A 17,235-nucleotide genomic window follows, 5' to 3' on the forward strand; every position below is an offset into this window, starting at 1 on the left:
GTTTCTCTCTCAGGCCAGGCGCTGAAGGCGCCAGCAGCGGTGGATGCGGGAGTCGCGTTCGAAGTCCGGCGGGATCGTCTGCGCGCTGATGTCGACGCAACTGGCGAACTGCGCGATCGCCGCTTCATCCAGGCGGAAGCGACGGAAGTTGTTGGAGAAGTACAGGACACCACCCTCATCCAGTCGCGCCACCGCGGCCCGCAACAGGCGCACGTGCTCGGCCTGCACGTCGAAGTCCTCGGCGCGCTTGGAATTGGAGAACGTCGGCGGGTCGCAGAAGATCAGGTCGTACTGCTGCGTGTCCGCCTCCAGCCAGGTCAGCGCATCGGCCTGGACCAGGCGGTGGCGCGTGCCGCCGAAGTCGTTCTCGCGCAGGTTGTCGGCGCACCACTCCAGGTAGGTCGCCGAGAGGTCGACCGTGGTGGTGGTGCGGGCGCGGCCAACCGCGGCATGCACGGTGGCGGCGCCGGTGTAACCGAACAGGTTGAGGAAGCGGGTGTCCTCGGCCTCGGCGGCAATGCGCAGGCGCATCGGCCGGTGATCGAGGAACAGGCCGGTGTCGAGATAGTCGAACAGGTTCACGCGCAGGCGGGCATCGCCCTCGCGCACGGTGACCAGTTCGCCACGCGAATCGAACTGGCCGTACTTGCTGCCACCCTTGCCGCGGGCGCGGGTCTTCAGCGCGACATTCTCGCGCGGCACCGCAAACACCTCGCGTGCCGCGGCGAGGAGCTCGTTGAGGCGCTTGCGCTGCACCGGCTCCGGAATGTCGGCCGGCGCGGCGTACTCCTGCACATGCAGGAAGGTACGCGGCGTGGCTTCGTCGGTGACGTAGACGTCGATCGCCGCGGAATACTCGGGCAGGTCGGCGTCGTAGGCGCGGTAGCAGCTGACGTGTTCGCGCTCGCGCCAGGACTTGAGCTTGCGGATGTTCTTGCGCAGGCGGTTGGCGACCATCTGCGCGCCCTCCGACAGCACCGGCGCCTGTTCGGCGCGCTCGCGCTGGGGCGGTGCGATCGGGTCGCAGGCGATCAGCGTGCATTCGATCGCACCGTTGAACAGCTGGTACTTCTTGCCGGCGCGCAGGCCGGTGGCGAAGGCGAGCTCGGCATCGCCACAGAGCAGGCTGGCGCGCCAGTCGGGCACGGCACGCTTGAGGTTGTCGCCGAGCGCGCGGTAGAGGGCGGCGTCGGCGGCGAGGCGGGCGTCGTAGGGCGGGTTGCAGACGACGAGGCCGCGCGAACCCGGGGCCGGGTCCTTGTCGCCGCCAGGCGCCTGCAGCGAACGGATGTCACCCACCCGCCACTCGATCACGCCCGCCAGTCCCGCCAGCACCGCGTTGTCCTGCGCGGCACGGATCGCGTGCGGATCCAGGTCGCTGCCGAAGAACACCGGGCGCAACGCATTCATGCCGGTGGCTTCACGGGCACGGGCATCGTCGACCAGCTGGCCCCACGTGCCGGCATCGAAGCCCAGCCAGCGCGTCGGCACCGCGTTGCCGTGCCGCTGCAAACCCGGCGCGACATCGGCCGCCATCAGCGCGCCTTCGATCAGCAGCGTGCCGCTGCCGCACATCGGGTCGAGCAGCGAGCCGCCGTCCGCGTACACCTTCGGCCATTGGCCACGCAGCAGCACCGCCGCCGCGAGGTTCTCCTTCAACGGCGCTTCGCCCTGCTTGCTGCGCCAGCCACGGCGGTGCATCGGGCCGCCGCCGAGATCGATCGAGACAATCGCGCGGCCCTTGCGCAGGACCAGGCTCAGGCGCAGGTCCGGCGCTTCGACATCGACGTCCGGACGCGAACCGGTGCGCGCACGCATGACGTCGACCACCGCATCCTTGACCCGCTGCGCGGCATAGCGCGCATGCGTGATCGCATCGCCCGACACATGTGCATCGACCGCGACCGTGTCGCCCGGGCCCAGGTGCTGCGGCCAGTCGATCGCGGCGACGCCGGCATACAGCGCGTGCTCGTCGGGGCAGTCGAATTCGGCGATCGGCCACAACACGCGGCTGGCCAGGCGCGACCACAGCACGGCGCGCTGCGCATCGAGCGCGCTGCCTTCGACGTTGGCGCCGGCCATGGCCGCGGTCGCGCGCGTGCATCCCAGCGCGACCAGTTCGTCGGCGAGCAGGTATTCCAGGCCCTTGCCGCAGCTTGCGAAGAATTTCATGACTTACAGCACCGACAGCAGGGAGGCGAAGGCGTCGGCGCTGGCGTCGACGTGCTCGGACAAACGATGGCCATCATTGACCAGCAGCAGGCGCGAACCACGCTCCTGCGCCCAGGCGACGACGGCGCTGGCCGGGATCAGTTCATCGTGCCAGCCGTGGATGATCGAGGTCGGCACGGCGGCCGCCTCCAGCCGCGGCGCAGGCCCCATCTTGATCGGGGGCGCCATCAGGAAGAGGCCGGCGGTCGGCACCTGCAGCGACACCAGGCCCGAGATGTAGGCGCCCAGGCTCGAGCCGGCCAGCACCACCGGGCCGCGCGTAGCCGCAGCGCGCGCCAGCTCGAGCAGGCGCTGCAGGCGGTTGGGCACGTCGCCCAGGTCGCTGATGTCGCGGCGCGCATCGAAGGCGGTGAAGTCGGGCCGCTCATGGCTCCAGCCCAGGCGCTCGGCGACGTCCGCCAGCGCGGTGACCTTGGTCGCGTCCGGCCCGCTCTCGAAACCGTGGGAAAGGATGCAATGTCCGCGCGTGCTCATGGAGTTCCTGTGGTGCCGGTTCGTTCGTGCCGTTTCAATCATGGAGTGCGACGACGGCGTCGCCGATCTGGATCGTGCCGCCGTCGAGGATGCGTGCGCACAGTCCGCCGTGGCCGCGCATCGCGTTGTAGCCACCGGGACCGAGCGCGGCCTCCATGCGCGAGCACGGATCGCAATCCTCGGTGCCTTCCAGCAGCACCTCGCCGATGCGGAAGCGGCGGCCCTTGAGCGCCACCAGCGGCACCCCGGAGACGACCAGGTTGCGGCGCAGCGTGGCCGGCGCCACCGAGGCGTGGCCGGACAGCGCCGCGATCACCGGCAGATGCTCGGCCTGGATCAGGGTGATGCCACGCTTCCCGCTGCCACCGCTGTACCGGTCGCCCGAGAGGCCGGCGCCGGAGGTGGCGATCACCTGCGCGACGGGCTCCATCGCGACTTCGCGCCGCGGTCGCAGGCCGATCCATTCGACCCGGCCCTGGCGCGGCAGCATGGCCATCAATTTGCCGAGCTCGGAGTCGGCGGGAGGAAGCTTCATGACGGGGATCCGTGCAGTCCTGGCGATGGTCTGTCCGGGCCGGCGCCTGGGGCGCGCGATCCGGGAGGCTCGACGCCGCATCGTTGGTCGGCTGGTCGTCGGAGGCCGGCGGCGAGCAAGGCCGGGCGGGGGCGAATGGTAGCATCCGGCCCCATGTTGCCCGACCTGACGGCCCCGCCGATCGCCTTCTCCCCCCTGCCCTACCAGGACCGACTGGACGTGCGTGCGCTCGACCAGATCGACCTGGTGGTGATCCATTGCACCGAGCTGCCGGACCTGGCGATGGCGCGCCGCTTCGGCGAGGAAGTGCTGTACGAGGGCTCGCAGACCGGCAACAGCGGCCATTACTACATCGACCGCGACGGCAGCCTGCACCAGTTCGTCGCCCTCGACCGCGTCGCCCACCACGTGCGCGGCTACAACCCGCGCGCCATCGGCATCGAACTGGTCAACCGCGGCCGCTACCCGGACTGGCTGGCGGCGCACCACCAGGCCATGGGCGAGCGCTACACCCCCGAGCAGATCGACGCACTGGTCGCCCTGCTGCGACACCTTCGGGCCACCCTGCCCGTGCTGCGCCTGATCGCCGGCCATGAGGACCTGGACACCACCACGGTCCCTGCCAGCGATGACCCGTCGGTGCAGGTGCAGCGCAAGCTCGACCCCGGCCCGCAGTTCCCGTGGCCGCAGGTCATGGCGGCGGTGGACCTGGAGCGGATTCCGTAGTCTGAAACCGACTACGGGCAATGAATCGCCGAAGCGTCGATCACCGCGCCCTTCCGGAGGCACGGGCCAACAGGGATCCAGGAGCCCATCTCGTATACTTCCGATCCGCGTCCCACGAGCTTCCCGCGCAATGACTTCACCCGCCTCCGAGCAAGTCGTTCCCGAGCTGGTCGAACTGCTCTCGCTCGAGCGCCTGGAGGACAACCTGTTCCGCGGCCAGAGCCGCGACATCGGCACCAAGTACGTCTTCGGCGGCCAGGTCCTGGGCCAGGCGCTCTCGGCGGCACAGGCCACGATGGAACAACCGCGCGGCGCCCACTCCCTGCATGCCTACTTCCTGCGCGCCGGCGACATTGCCGCGCCGATCGTCTACCAGATCGACCGCACCCGCGACGGCGGCAGCTTCTCGGTGCGGCGGATCACCGCGATCCAGCACGGCGAAGTGATCTTCTTCATGGCCGCCTCGTTCCAGCAGGACGAAGAGGCCGTCGAGCACCAGCTGACGATGCCCGAAGTGCCCAAGCCCGAGGACATCGCCCCGGCGCCCCCGGTGCCCGAGCACGTGATGGCAACGCTGCCGACCAAGGTCCAGCGCTGGCTGTCGCGGATGGGCCCATTCGAATTCCGCCACGTCTACCCGCGCGACGAACTCAACCCGCCCAAGCGACCGCCCTACCAGCACGTCTGGTTCCGCCTGAGCGAGCGCGTCGGCGACGCCCCGGAACTGCATCGCGCCCTGCTCGCCTACGCCTCCGACTTCCACCTGCTGGGCACGGCGACCTTCCCGCACGGCATCAGCTACTACCAGCCGAACGTGCAGATGGCCTCGCTCGACCACGCCCTGTGGTTCCACCGCCCGTTCCGTGCCGACGAATGGCTGCTGTACTCGATCGACAGCCCCAGCGTGCAAAGCAGCCGCGGCCTCGCCCGTGGCCAGATCTTCGACCGCGAAGGCCGCCTGGTCGCCAGCACCGCGCAGGAAGGCCTGATCCGCGTCGTCCGCGACGCGGCCGCGGCCGCGCACGTCCCGGCCAAGGGTTGAGCGGCCGATGAGACAGGTATTCAGCAGCCAGCGCCTGGAAAACGTCGAACGCGTCGCGGAGATGATGCGCGAGGCAAACATCGAAGTACGCATCACCAACGGCCGCTCGTACAAGGGCGGCCGCCGCGGCACCTTCAGCTACAGCGAACCCGAAGGCCCGAAGCCGGCCGTGTGGGTGGTGCGTTCGGACGACCAGGTCCGTGCGCGCGAGATCCTGCGCGAGGCCGGCCTGCTCGAGAGCACGCGCGAGAGCTTCACCGGCCCCAGCTTCCGGTTCGAGGCGCAGGCGCCGGGCAAGTCGGCACAGCAATCGCGGATGCTGCGGATCAAGCTGGTGCTGATGGCGGGCATCATCATCATCGGCGGCCTGGTGATCATGCACGCGGTCAACCTGGACATCGCCAACGAAGCCCTCAAGGAACACCCGCTCGACGGCTCCACCGCAGCGATCCCGCAACCGCTGGCCGCGGCGGTTTTCGCCCAGGAACTGCCGAAAGCGCGCCTGGACGTGCTGTGCCTGGGCGTCGACGGCAAGGACGCACCGGCAACGCTGGTGACTGCGATGCAGCAACCCCACCGCCGCGTGGTGGCGAAGTCCGAATGCGTGCGCGTTGCCGATGACGAAATCGGCAGCCAGCTGCGCGCCACCGGCGCTCCGGCCCTGATCATCGACGTGCGGAATTTCCGCCCGCAAAAGCGCGACACCGCCAACAACGGCGCCATCACCGGCGTGCTCGAGTGCAACGCCTACCACCACCGCATGTCGGCCTCCTACAAGACGCTGGAAGTGCAGCAGGTCGAAGGCGGCTGGAAGGTCGTGCGCACGATCAAGCACGTGGCGATGTAACCAAGTACCAGATGAACGTCCATGGATTCCCGCCTTCGCGGGAATGACGGCGGAGAGGCGCTGGGTTCCCGCCTTCGCGGGAATGACAGTTTGCAGACGAAGACCGGGCAATGAATTGCTGGAGCGTCGTCCGCCGGGTCGGGGATTGCGCAGCAGCGGGACATGGATGTCCCGCGCCCCAAAAAAAACCCGCGCCGCGGAGACCCGGCACGGGTAGGGGGGATTTGCATACAGCCAAGCGCGTTGTTGTGACTGGATCGACCGCGCCTGGCGCGAAAGGTTCAACGACGCGACATCGGCTTGAGATCGTCCCGGGTCAGATAGCCATCACGATCCTCGTCCATGAACGCGAAGCCCCGGCTTAATCGCGGCATTTTCTCGCTGACTTCCAGCTTGCTCAGCTTGCCGTCGTGATTGAGATCGGCCTCGGCGAACCGCTCCTCGGCCCGCCTGGCCTCCTCGGCCTCGCGCTGCGGACGCATCTTCTCGTGATAACTGCGCAGCTCACTGCGGACCACGAACCCGTCGCGGTTGCGGTCGATGGCATCGAAATCCTTGACCAGCCACGGCATCGACGCCGCCTCGGCCTTGCTGATGCGGCCGTCGCCGTCCTTGTCGGAATCGATCAACCCGCCCATGCCGCCGCCCATGCCACCGTGACGGCCATGGCCACCCCGGTGCGGGCGCTCGGACGCGTCGAGCTTGCCATCGTGATTGCTGTCGAGCTGATCGAACTTGCCGGCAAGGCGCGCACTGGCGGCGGCCTCGTTGCGATCGATCACACCATCGTTGTTGACGTCGAGCTTCGCACGGCCGGCGCGGGTGGCGTCGCTGGCCTGGGTCGCGGCCAGCGCGGAGCCGCCGGCAACCACGGCGGCGATGGCGACGACGAGCAGCGCGGACAGGGAATTACGGTGTTTCATGGATAAGACTCCTGCGGACGGCGTCGGTTGGCGCCGATGAGCAGATCAACGCCCTCGGCCCGTCGCGGTTGACAGCAAGCGGGCCGCGTTCAGTCGCACGACAGCATTTTCCTCACGCGCCACGGCGCTATGCTGGCGCCATGGGCACCGAACCGCAGGACAGCGACGATCTCCGCCTGTTCCACACCGGCGAGCATGCCTGTGGCTACTGGCCCGAGCGCATCGCCCGCGACCTGGTGCTCGACCCGCGCGACCCGCGCCTGCGCCAGTGGTACCCGCACGCACTGGGCTGGGGATTCCGCCGCTCCGGCGACATCGTCTACCGCCCGCACTGCGCCGGCTGCCGCGCCTGTGTGGCGGTGCGCATCCCGGTCGACCGCTTCGTCCCCGATCGCAGCCAGCGCCGCTGCCTGGCCCGCAATGCCGGCGTCGAGATGCGGGTGCTGCCGACCCAGCGCACCGCCGAGCAACTGGCCCTGTACCGCCGCTACCTGGCCGCCCGTCACGCCGGCGGTGGCATGGACGGCCACGGCGCCACCGAGTTCGACCAGTTCCTGATCGGCACCTGGAGCGAAGGCCGCTTCCTGGAGCTGCGCGAAGCGTCCAGCCATGGCCCCGGCAAGCTGCTGGCAGTGGCCGTCACCGACGTCACCGAGGCAGCGCTGTCGGCGGTCTACACCTTCTACGACCCCGACCAGGCAGACCGCGGCCTGGGCACCCTGGCGATCCTGCGGCAACTGGAATGGGCGCGCCGCGAGCGTCGCCGCCACCTCTACCTGGGCTACTGGATCCAGAGCCATCCGAAGATGGACTACAAGCAGCGCTTCCGCCCGCTGGAGGCCTTCGACGGCCGCGACTGGCACGACCTGCCGGTGCCCTGATCCTGTCATTGCCGCTGCGCGCAGGCGTGACATCATCGCGCGATGACCAGACTCCCCTACCTCCTCATTTGCGCCTCCCTGTCGCTGCTTGCCGCGTGCACGCAGGTGAACATCAAAGGCGACCCGCAAGCATGGGCAAGATCGATGAGCAGCGACACGACCCTGCGGGTGGCGACCTACAACACATCTCTCTATGACGACCAGGACGGCGGGCTGATTCGCCGCCTGCAGGCCAGCGACCCCGGCGCGCGCAAGATTGCCGCGGTGCTGCAGCGCGTGCGCCCCGACCTGGTGCTGCTCAACGAGTTCGACTACGACGCCCAGGGCGCAGCCGCCGACCTGTTCCAGCACGACTATCTCGAAGTCGCCCAGCCCGGCGGCGGCGAAGCGCTGAAGTACCCGTACCGCTACCTGGCCCCGGTCAACACCGGCGTGCCCAGCGGCCTGGACCTGGACGGCAACGGCGAAGCCGGCGGCAGCGGCCGCAACCGCGGCAACGACGCCTGGGGCTACGGCCTGCACCCGGGCCAGTACGGCATGCTGGTGCTGTCGCGCTACCCGATCGACGCCGAACAGGCGCGCACGTTCCAGCTGCTGAAATGGAGCGCGATGCCGGGCGCGACGCAACCGCGCAACCCGGCCAACGGCAAGCCCTGGTATCCGGCCTCGACCTGGTCGCAGCTGCGGCTGTCGTCGAAGTCGCATTGGGACGTGCCGGTGCGCACGCCCAACGGTGTCGTGCACTTCCTGGTGTCGCACCCGACGCCGCCGGTGTTCGACGGCCCTGAGGACCGCAACGGCGTGCGCAACGCAGACGAGATCCGTCTGTGGCGTGAGTACCTGTCGTCAGCCAGCGCACCCTGGTTGTGCGACGACAAGGGCCGCTGCGGCGGCCTGCCCGCGGACGCACGCTTCGTGATTGCCGGCGACCTCAACAACGACCCGGCCGATGGCGACGGCCACCACGAGGCCATCGTCGAACTGCTCGAACACCCGCGCGTGGTGCGCTATACCACGCCGCACAGCGAGGGCGCGGTGGAAGTCGGCGCGCACTATGCGCAGGCCGGCATCGTCCGTCGCGGCGCCGCGGCGCACGCCACCGGCGATTTCGGCCCGAAGGCCGGCACGATGCGCCTGGACTACGTGCTGCCCTCGGTGGGACTGGGCGTGCAAGGCAGTGGCGTGTTCTGGCCGGCCGCCTCCTTGCCGGAAGCGGCGATTGCCGACGGCAGCGACCACCACCTGGTGTGGGTGGATGTGACAATGGCGCCGCGCTGAAGCGCAACGTCGTCCGGTGTCCCCGCCTTCGCGGGGATCACAGCGGCTAGGCCTTCGGCAGCTTCGCCATCACCGGCGGGACCGCATCCACCGCCGGCATCGGAATCTCCACCGGCGCATGCAACGGCTGCGCGGACGCCAGCGCCGTCGGCGGCACCGGTACCGCATCACCGAGCGGCGCAACCACGCGCGGCCCGAAACCGAACACACCGTCGCTGCGCGCCGACACGATCATCCGGACCATGTTGGCCGGCACCATCAACTCCACCGCGATGGCTGTGCCTTCGGCCGTGCGGCCCTCGATCGTCATCTCGATCAGCGCGCCACCGGTGTCGATCGAATTGCACAGCACGTGCGGCCCACTGGGGCCGTCGTGCATGTACGGACGGATCGCCTCGCCCAGCGCTTCCAGCGCCTGCGGATAAAGGAACACTGCATAACCCTGGGTTTCGTCGAGCATGGTCGCGGCTCCTCGGGTGCGTTCAGCGCAGATCGATCTGGAGGGCGGCGGCGGAGCGCCGCGCGCGTTCGCGTGCGGTATCGATGTCCTCGGCCAGCGCCAGTGTCACCGCGACGCGGCGATGGCCCTCCACGCGCGGCTTGCCGAACAGGCGCAACTGCGTGTCGGCCTGGGCCAGCGCCGCATCGACGCCGTCGAACACCGGCACGCCATGGCCCTGCGCCAGCACGGCGCACGACGCGGCCGGACCGTACTCGCGGATCGACGGCACCGGCAAGCCAAGAATCGCCCGCGCGTGCAGTGCAAACTCGCTCAAGTCCTGCGAAGCCAGCGTGACCAGGCCGGTATCGTGCGGGCGCGGCGAGACCTCGCTGAACCAGACCTCGTCACCCTTGACGAACAACTCCACGCCGAACACGCCCCAGCCGCCGAGGTCGTCGGTGATGCTGCGGGCGATGCCCTGCGCGCGCGCCAGCGCCTTGGTCGACATCGGCTGCGGCTGCCAGCTCTCGCGGTAGTCGCCATCGCGCTGCAGGTGCCCGATCGGCGCGCAGAAAGTGGTTCCGCCAACGTGGCGCACGGTCAGCAGGGTGATCTCGTAGTCGAAGTCGATGAAGCCTTCCACGATCACGCGGCCGGCTCCGGCGCGGCCGCCGGTCTGCGCGTACTCCCAGGCCTTGTCGATGCTGTCGGCGTCGCGCACCAGGCTCTGGCCCTTGCCCGAGGACGACATCACCGGCTTGACCACGCACGGTAGGCCGATCGCGGCGACGGCGGCGCGGTAGTCCTCGAGGGTATCGACGAACTTGTAGGGCGAGGTCGGCAGCGCCAGCGTCTCGGCGGCGAGGCGGCGGATGCCCTCGCGGTCCATGGTCAGGCGCGCCGCACGCGCCGTCGGAATCACCCGTGTCTGGGTGCCGCGTTCGCCGAACTCGCGCTCGAGGTCGACCAGGGTCTGGGTATGGATCGCTTCGATCTCCGGCACGATCAGGTGCGGCCGCTCCAGCGCGATCAGCGCGCGCACCGCGCCGCCGTCGAGCATGTCCAGCACGTGGCTGCGATGTGCGACCTGCATCGCCGGGGCATCGGCGTAACGGTCGGCTGCGATGACCTCCACGCCATAACGCTGCAGTTCGATCGCCACTTCCTTGCCGAGTTCGCCCGAACCGAGCAGGAGCACGCGAAATGCATGCGGGGACAGGGGCGTGCCGAGGGTGATCATGTGGGGTCCGGGCGGAGGGCAGGCGCTCAGTTTATGGGGACAAGGGGAAAAGGTCTTCACGCATCCGGCAATGGGCGAACGCTTGGCAGTTCGCAGTTTGTCGCCGCCGCCTTTGTCGGGTCGCAAAACGCATGCCATCCTGTGCCGATGTCCGGCCCCGCCCCCGCCTCCGCAGCCGCGCAAGGATTCGTGCTCGCCCTCGCCTGCGCGATGGCCGTGGCCGGCTGCGCCGACGACACGCCGGAGGCGGTCGACGAAGGCCGCGGCACCCATCTCGCCGGCGTGATGCTCGATCCGCAACTCGATGAGATCAGTGGCGTGGCGGCATCGCGCCGCCACCCCAACGTGCTGTGGATGCTCGACGATGGCGGCAATCCCGAGCGCCTGTTCGCGGTCAGCACCGGCGGCACGCGACTGGCGACATTGCGCGTGGAAGGCGTGACCAAGACCGACTGGGAGGACATGGCCTCCTTCGAGCTCGACGGGCGCAGCTACCTGCTGATCGCCGACACCGGCGACAACGGCGGCCTGCGCCGCAGCCTGCAGTTGCACATCGTCGAAGAACCGTCGCGGATCGAGAACGCGCGCCTGCGACCTGCCTGGTCGATCGCGTTCCGCTGGCCCGACGGTGCGCGCGACTGCGAGGCGGTCGCCGTGGATGCAGCCAACCGCCGGATTCTGCTGATCTCCAAGCGGCGGCAACCGCCGGAGCTGTTCTCGCTGCCGCTGCATCCGCGCGGGACGGCGATGCAGACCGCGCAGAAGCTGGGCAACCTGGCCGGTGTCCCGCAAGCCGACGCGACTGCACTGCGGCGCAATCCGCAGCGCGCGCGCCTGGACAGCCAGGTCACGGCCGCCGACATTTCGCCTGACGGTCGCACCCTGGCGGTGATGACCTATCGCTGGCTGCTGCTGTATCCGCGCCATGCCAACGAGGACTGGGGCCAGACGGTGGCGCGTGCGCCGCGCTTCGATCCGCTGCCCTGGCTGCCCCAGGCCGAGGCCCTGGCATGGAGCGCCGACGGCCGGCATCTCTACGCCACCGGCGAGTTCATCCCGGCGCCGCTGTACCGCATCACTCCGGATTGAATCACGCCGGTCAGAATCACGCTGCTGCCCCACCCCATGCCGCACCGCTTTTCGATGAGGACCCCGCCATGAGCCAACGCTGGACCTACGAAGTCGTGGAAATCGCGCCGAGGATGCTCGGCCCTGCCGTCAGCGAACGCCTGCAGGAAGAGCTCAACCGCCTCGGCGAAGACGGCTGGGAGCTGGTCTCGGTGATGGCGGTGACGCCGTTCGACCACCTGCGGGCCGTGCTCAAGAAGCCGGCCTGACCCGTGCCCCCGGCGGCTGAAGCCCTCCCGTGGGCAGTTCAGGGGCAAGGCGTGGCATCGACCGTCCCGGGCCGCTAACCTTTCCGGCATGCGCGGCCAGCCCCGAATCCTGATCAACACGCCGGAAATCGAACTCTGGCCCGGCGGCCTGTTGCGCGCGCGCAGCAACTTCGATGCCCGCGCGCTGTCCCGCGCCCGCCATGTGCTGCGACGCAAGCGCGACGGTCAGTACCTCGCCGTCGATCTGCCCGAAGGTCTGCTGGCGCTGATCCCGCACCTGCGGCGCGAACCCGGCCTGGACGCCGCACTCGACGCCATCGACGCCCCGCCCGCGCACCTGCGCGCCGGCATCGAACACGTCCGCGAACTGCCGCTGGACCGCCTGGAAGAGCGCATGCACGTGCTCGGCCTGGATGGCGAGTACGGCGAACGCACTGGCCTGGCCCTGGTTGCCGAACCCGACTGGCTCACCTTCGCCGGCTTCGACCGCTATCGCCGGCCACTGTGGCTGCACGTGGAGGCAGCGCGCGCCTGGTCGCACCTGCGCGACGCGGCGCAGCGCGATGGCGTGGTGCTCGAGGCGATTTCCGGCTACCGCAGCCACGACTACCAGTTGGGCATTTTCGAACGCAAGCTCGCCCGCGGCCTCAGCGTCGAGGAGATCCTCAGCGTGAATGCCGCGCCTGGCTACAGCGAACACCATTCCGGCCTGGCGCTGGACATCGGCGCACCCGACGAGCCGCCGGCCGAGGAATCGTTCGAGAACACGACCGCCTTTGCCTGGCTGCGCGAGTACGGCAAAGGCTATGGTTTCGTGATGAGCTACCCGCGCGACAACCCGCACGGCATCGTCTACGAGCCCTGGCACTGGCGTTTCGAGACGACTTGAGCGCGGGCCGTTACGCCTTGAAGCCCGCTACTCCTTGTCGAGTGAGATGCGAACGCCCGAGACCGTCTTCTGGACGATGGTCAGATCGAAGTTGGCGTCGCCCAGGCGCTTCTTGACCAGCACATCCTCGCCGTCATCGACTTCGACGCGGTAAGCGTCGCCGAGCTTGGCGCGCATCGCGTCGCGGATGAGCTTGGCGACATGGTTCTCGCCGGCGTCCTTGGGCACGGCGACCGTGACATCGATGGCGGCTTCCTTAACCGGGGAAATGCGAAACACCACCACGCCATCGCTGTCGGCATCGCTGCTGACCTGGATGCGCCACTTGTTGGAGGGGCTGGCCAGCGCGATGGCGGATGCGAACAACAGCACCCAGGACGCCACCACCTTCCACCTGGTCGGAGCGTTACGGTCGCGTACTTGCATGGCACACCTCCCTGATCGGCATGGACGGCCGATCTTCCCGCAACCCGTGTCAAGACGATCTTGATGTGGCCGGCCGGGCGGCGGCCCGGGGGTCAGCCCGCAGGGCGCCGCACCTTCAGCGCCTCAAGGCATCGGCCGCATACAGCAACCACGCCAGGATCATCAGCGTGCCGCCAAACGGCGCCAGTACCGTGCGCGTGCCGAACACCGCGGCCGCGGCCAGGCTGCCCGAGAACAGCAAGGTCCCCAGCAACAGCATCGCGACCGCCACGACCGCCAGACGCCTGCGCAGTTGCGACGCCAGCACGGCCACGGCGATGCCATGACCGAAGGCGAACAGCGCCGCGGCGTACAGCCGATGTTGCGCGGCGGGATCGACCGCGTGCGCGGCGTAAGCCGACAAGGCGACGGACACGGCGGCCAGGACAGCGCCGCAGGCCGTCAGAAGGCGGATGGACAACACGGGGGACTGAGCGGTCATTCGGGTAGTGGATGGGGGTGCCCCGTCACGATATCAGCCGCGCGTGGCGCGACGGGCAGGAGCAACGTCCCGCCCCTCGCCCCTCGCGCCCAAAACAAAACGCGCCGCGGAAATCCGCGGCGCGTTGTGATTCAAATCAGCTGCGAGTGGAGCGAGTCTTACTTCACAGCCCAGTACACGTCGTACTCGCCGTCTTCGGTGAAGCCGGCAGCGATGCCGCCCTTCCACGACTCATACGGGCGTTCGACAGTCTCGTAACCGTGGGTCAGCGCCCAACCGCGCAGCGCGTCGCGCACCTTGGCCAGGTTGGCCATGTGGCCCTTGAACGACGGCACCATCGCGACCTTCGCCGGCTCGCTGTAGACCGCCACGACCGGACCCTCGACCTTGATGTCGAGCTTGGCGGTCTCATCGGTCGAACCGACCTTGCGGACCGGCTGTGCGACATCGAAGGAGTACATCTCGGCACCGAACTCGTTGGTGACGATGCGGACCGGACCGGCCGGCTCAAGACCGTTGGCGGCCATGACCTTCTTGATCCACTCCATGTTGCTGTTGATCTGGCCCATCACCTTGTCGTTGGTGCGCTCGACGGCGGCGGTCACGACCAGCAGGTTCTCGGCCGGACGGTCGAACAGCTTCGGCGCCTTGGCCGGATCGTCCTTGCTCAGCTCGGCGTAGTCGTAGTTCGGCACGGCGGCGAGCATGTTGCTCAGGCGGCCCAGGCCCATCTTCATGTCTTCGCCGACGTTGCTGCTGACGTACAGGCCAGCATAACGACCGATCAGGTTCCAGCCGTAGTCGACGTCGTAGGTCTGCGAGATCTCGACGTTACGACCACCGCGGCCGGTCGGCTTGAGCGTGAACACGGTGCGCTTGTTCTTGCCCGGCTCGATGTCGGTCAGGGCATAGCCAATGCGCTTGCCCGGGATGCTCTCGGTGATTTCCCAGCTGCCCTGGCGCAGACCCTTCTCCTTGGAGTCGTAGTCCATGCGGGCGCCGACGCCGGCTTCCGGGCCGGAGAACTTCAACTGCATCTTCGGATCGCGCAGGACCAGCGGGTTCCAGTCCTTGAAGCGGCGCAGGCTGTTGAGGGTGTCGAACACAATCGTAACTTTGCGGTTGGTTTCAACCGAGTGCTGCAAATGACGGCTTGACGGCAGCGCGATGCCTACGATGAGGAACAGCGCGGCGACAATCGCCAAGGAAATCAAAATCTCGATCAGACGGGTCATTCAGGTTTCTCCGAGGGCCGGCACCCGGTCGGACCGGGACACAGACCCGCAATCGTATCAAGGAAGCCGCGAGCGGTGTAGGACGGCAGCAACACAAAAGCGCCCTGGCGGGGCCATCAACCCCGCCAGATGGCCGGTCCGCGGGCCGGGCCGGGGCCCGCCCCGCGCGGTCCGGCGGGCCAGCCTCAGACCAGCTGCAGCTCGAACGCCTTCAGCACGGCACGGGTGCGGTCGCGCACGCCCAGCTTGGACAGGATGTTGGAGACGTGGTTCTTGATCGTGCCCTCGGCCACGCCCAGCGAATTTGCGATCTCCTTGTTGGAGAAACCGCCGGCCATCAGGCGCAGGATCTCGGTCTCGCGCTCGGTCAGCGGATCGGGCCGGTCGAGGCTGACGAAATCGTTGCGCATGTGCTCCAGCCCCGACAGCAGGCGCTGGGTCACCGCCGGCTGCATCAGCGAGCCGCCGTCGGCCACGGCCTGGATCGCGCTGACCAGCTGCTCCAGCGAGACATCCTTGAGCAGGTAGCCCTTGGCGCCGGCCTTGAGGCCGGCCAGCACCAGCTGGTCGTCATCGAAGGTGGTCAGGATGATCGTCGGCGGCAGGCTGTTGGTGCGCGCCAGCGCCTGCAATGCCTCCAGCCCCGACATCACCGGCATGCGCATGTCCATCAGGACCACGTCGGGCTTGATCTGCGGAATCACTTCCACCGCATGGCGACCGTCGCCGGCCTCGCCCACCACTTCGATCCCCTCGGCCAGCGAGAGCAGGGAACGAACGCCCTGCCGCACCAGGGTCTGGTCGTCGACTATCAACACACGGATCATGCGATGGCTCCTTCACAGGCAGCGGCCGCGGCCGCCGAGGCCGGCAATGTCAGGTGCAGGCAGAAGCCTGCTTCCGGCCGGGTTTCGATTCTGAGGTCGCCGCCATGCTGCTGCAGCCGCTCGCGCATGCCGCGCAAGCCGTTGCCGGCGACGAAAGTGTCCGCACCATGGCCATCGTCGCGCGCGCTCATCACGATGCAATCGCTGCGGCGGCCGGCGTTGATCCACAGATTGCGGGCGCCGGCATGGCGCACCGCGTTGGTGATGATTTCCTGGGTGCAGCGCAGCAGCACGTGGGCGCGCTCGGGATCGTCCAGGGTCAGCGGCGTCTCGATGTCCATGTGGATGTCGATCGCGGGCACGTTCTCGGCCAGCGGCAGCAGCGCCGCGCCCAGGTCGATGGCGCCGCCTTCGCGCAGCTGGCTTACCGCCTCGCGCACGTCGGTCAACAGCAGGCGCGCCAGCGTGTGGGCCTGCTGCACGTGTTCCTTGACCCGGCCTTCGGACAGGTGCCCGGCGACTTCCAGGTTCAGGCTCAGCGCGGTCAGGTGATGGCCGAGCAGGTCGTGCAGCTCGCGCGAGATGCGGGTGCGCTCGTTGACGCGCACGCTCTCGCCCAGCAGCGCACGGGTGGCGCGAAGTTCGGCGTTGAGGCGGCGCTGCTCCTCGCGCGCCTCGGCCTGCTGGCGGGCGACCAGGGCGGTCACGAACACCAGGCTGGAAAAGCCCATGTACGCCAGCGACTGCAGCACCGCCAGGATCGGCGGGAAATCCAGGGCGCCGACGAACACCGGGATGATCGCCACGTTGCCGCAGATCAGCCAGACCAGGCCGAAGCGGACCGGCATCAGCCACGGCAGCAGGCCGGCCACGACCATCAGCAGGATGCTGCCCAGGCCGGTGCCGGAGAAGTAACCCACGCCGATGGCGCAGGCGGTCAGGACCAGCAGCAGGCCGTGGTCGACCACGCCGGGGCGGCGCTGGCCAAGCTGGCGCGTGATCCACCAGTACACCGCGCCGAAGGTGAGGTAGACCGAAAGCCAGCGCAGCACCTGCAGCGTCGGCGGGCCTTCGGCGTCCGGTGCGAGCAGGGTCGGATCGAGCCAGACGTTGAGCAGCCAGAGCCCTACCGCGCCCCAGGTGAACAGGCCTGCGTAGCGCAGCAGTCGGGTGTGATTCAGGCGGGCAAGCATGTCGGCATGCTAACTGCATCAAGGGCCTGGGGAGCCGTCCGAAAGTCATGCTGGAGCAATCCGGGCGAAATCGAGGTGAGTCGGAGCCGGTGGGGCATGGACCGGGGCAGGCATTCCGACCGACGGGACCGGCACCCGCCCCGGCGTCTACCCCCTTCCCTCCCGTTCGCCCCGCATTTTCGTGCCGCCGGTCGCCCGCGCGTGACGGCCATGCGATAATCGCCCGG

General features: G+C 68.7%; 19 protein-coding genes. 8 read left to right on the top strand and 11 right to left on the bottom strand.

Going from position 1 to position 17,235, the window contains the following annotated elements:
- Positions 1-9 precede the first annotated feature (9 nt).
- From rlmKL to AC1DER_RS05555, 3 genes are read right to left on the bottom strand one after another with little or no spacing between them, the layout of a single operon-like run.
- Positions 10-2,172 (bottom strand): bifunctional 23S rRNA (guanine(2069)-N(7))-methyltransferase RlmK/23S rRNA (guanine(2445)-N(2))-methyltransferase RlmL, encoded by a 2,163-nt coding sequence (gene rlmKL / locus AC1DER_RS05545; RefSeq protein ID WP_477248153.1) that lies wholly within the window; start codon positions 2,170-2,172, stop codon positions 10-12.
- Positions 2,173-2,175: 3 nt separating this feature from the next.
- Positions 2,176-2,706: a hypothetical protein gene (locus AC1DER_RS05550; RefSeq protein WP_441815050.1), complete on the bottom strand. Its 531-nt coding sequence runs from the start codon at positions 2,704-2,706 to the stop codon at positions 2,176-2,178.
- A 34-nt stretch (positions 2,707-2,740) separates the two neighbouring features.
- Positions 2,741-3,241: an MOSC domain-containing protein gene (locus tag AC1DER_RS05555; protein ID WP_477248155.1), complete on the bottom strand. Its 501-nt coding sequence runs from the start codon at positions 3,239-3,241 to the stop codon at positions 2,741-2,743.
- A 153-nt stretch (positions 3,242-3,394) separates the two neighbouring features.
- Between AC1DER_RS05555 and AC1DER_RS05560 the strand changes: the two genes are divergently transcribed.
- From AC1DER_RS05560 to AC1DER_RS05570, 3 genes are all read left to right on the top strand, one after another.
- Positions 3,395-3,967, top strand: coding sequence for an N-acetylmuramoyl-L-alanine amidase (locus tag AC1DER_RS05560; RefSeq protein WP_477248157.1), 573 nt, complete (start codon positions 3,395-3,397; stop codon positions 3,965-3,967).
- Positions 3,968-4,097: 130 nt separating this feature from the next.
- Complete coding sequence (gene tesB, locus AC1DER_RS05565; protein ID WP_477248159.1) at positions 4,098-5,009, top strand: acyl-CoA thioesterase II; 912 nt, start codon at positions 4,098-4,100, stop codon at positions 5,007-5,009.
- 7 nt (positions 5,010-5,016) lie between these two features.
- On the top strand, positions 5,017-5,856 hold the full coding sequence (locus AC1DER_RS05570; RefSeq protein WP_477357733.1) for a hypothetical protein: 840 nt from the start codon (positions 5,017-5,019) through the stop codon (positions 5,854-5,856).
- Between the two features lie 281 nt (positions 5,857-6,137).
- Here AC1DER_RS05570 and AC1DER_RS05575 read toward each other — a convergent pair whose 3' ends face one another.
- Positions 6,138-6,779 (bottom strand): EF-hand domain-containing protein, encoded by a 642-nt coding sequence (locus AC1DER_RS05575; RefSeq protein WP_477248163.1) that lies wholly within the window; start codon positions 6,777-6,779, stop codon positions 6,138-6,140.
- A 140-nt stretch (positions 6,780-6,919) separates the two neighbouring features.
- Here AC1DER_RS05575 and AC1DER_RS05580 point away from each other — a divergent pair, with 140 nt between their 5' ends.
- Together AC1DER_RS05580 and AC1DER_RS05585 are read left to right on the top strand one after the other, a co-directional pair.
- Positions 6,920-7,660, top strand: a complete 741-nt coding sequence (locus tag AC1DER_RS05580) for an arginyltransferase (protein ID WP_441815056.1) — start codon at positions 6,920-6,922, stop codon at positions 7,658-7,660.
- A gap of 42 nt (positions 7,661-7,702) precedes the next feature.
- Complete coding sequence (locus AC1DER_RS05585; RefSeq protein WP_477248165.1) at positions 7,703-8,938, top strand: endonuclease/exonuclease/phosphatase family protein; 1,236 nt, start codon at positions 7,703-7,705, stop codon at positions 8,936-8,938.
- Between the two features lie 46 nt (positions 8,939-8,984).
- Here AC1DER_RS05585 and AC1DER_RS05590 read toward each other — a convergent pair whose 3' ends face one another.
- Positions 8,985-9,398: a hypothetical protein gene (locus tag AC1DER_RS05590; RefSeq protein ID WP_477248167.1), complete on the bottom strand. Its 414-nt coding sequence runs from the start codon at positions 9,396-9,398 to the stop codon at positions 8,985-8,987.
- A gap of 22 nt (positions 9,399-9,420) precedes the next feature.
- Positions 9,421-10,620 carry a formate-dependent phosphoribosylglycinamide formyltransferase gene (gene purT / locus AC1DER_RS05595; RefSeq protein WP_441815059.1) on the bottom strand — a complete coding sequence of 400 codons (1,200 nt, stop codon included), beginning with the start codon at positions 10,618-10,620 and terminating at the stop codon, positions 9,421-9,423.
- A 147-nt stretch (positions 10,621-10,767) separates the two neighbouring features.
- Between purT and AC1DER_RS05600 the strand changes: the two genes are divergently transcribed.
- The 3 genes from AC1DER_RS05600 (at position 10,768) to AC1DER_RS05610 (ending at position 12,846) form a co-directional block, all read left to right on the top strand.
- Positions 10,768-11,709, top strand: a complete 942-nt coding sequence (locus AC1DER_RS05600) for a hypothetical protein (protein WP_477248169.1) — start codon at positions 10,768-10,770, stop codon at positions 11,707-11,709.
- Positions 11,710-11,777: 68 nt separating this feature from the next.
- Entirely contained in the window at positions 11,778-11,957 is a 180-nt protein-coding gene (locus tag AC1DER_RS05605; RefSeq protein WP_441815061.1) for a DUF4177 domain-containing protein, read from the top strand.
- 88 nt (positions 11,958-12,045) lie between these two features.
- A complete protein-coding gene (locus tag AC1DER_RS05610; protein WP_477248171.1) occupies positions 12,046-12,846 on the top strand; it encodes a M15 family metallopeptidase in 801 nt (266 codons plus the stop codon).
- Between the two features lie 27 nt (positions 12,847-12,873).
- Here AC1DER_RS05610 and AC1DER_RS05615 read toward each other — a convergent pair whose 3' ends face one another.
- The 5 genes from AC1DER_RS05615 to AC1DER_RS05635 form a co-directional block, all read right to left on the bottom strand.
- A complete protein-coding gene (locus AC1DER_RS05615) occupies positions 12,874-13,272 on the bottom strand; it encodes a hypothetical protein (protein WP_477248173.1) in 399 nt (132 codons plus the stop codon).
- Positions 13,273-13,387: 115 nt separating this feature from the next.
- Complete coding sequence (locus tag AC1DER_RS05620) at positions 13,388-13,753, bottom strand: DUF423 domain-containing protein (RefSeq protein ID WP_477248175.1); 366 nt, start codon at positions 13,751-13,753, stop codon at positions 13,388-13,390.
- Between the two features lie 158 nt (positions 13,754-13,911).
- Positions 13,912-14,988 carry a polyketide cyclase gene (locus AC1DER_RS05625; RefSeq protein ID WP_441815065.1) on the bottom strand — a complete coding sequence of 359 codons (1,077 nt, stop codon included), beginning with the start codon at positions 14,986-14,988 and terminating at the stop codon, positions 13,912-13,914.
- Positions 14,989-15,173: 185 nt separating this feature from the next.
- A complete protein-coding gene (locus AC1DER_RS05630; RefSeq protein ID WP_158734139.1) occupies positions 15,174-15,815 on the bottom strand; it encodes a response regulator in 642 nt (213 codons plus the stop codon).
- Positions 15,812-17,008 (bottom strand): sensor histidine kinase, encoded by a 1,197-nt coding sequence (locus tag AC1DER_RS05635; protein WP_441815066.1) that lies wholly within the window; start codon positions 17,006-17,008, stop codon positions 15,812-15,814. Before AC1DER_RS05635 ends, AC1DER_RS05630 begins: the two co-directional genes overlap by 4 nt.
- Positions 17,009-17,235: the final 227 nt, after the last annotated feature.

Source organism: Lysobacter sp. 05T417, from assembly GCF_056396405.1.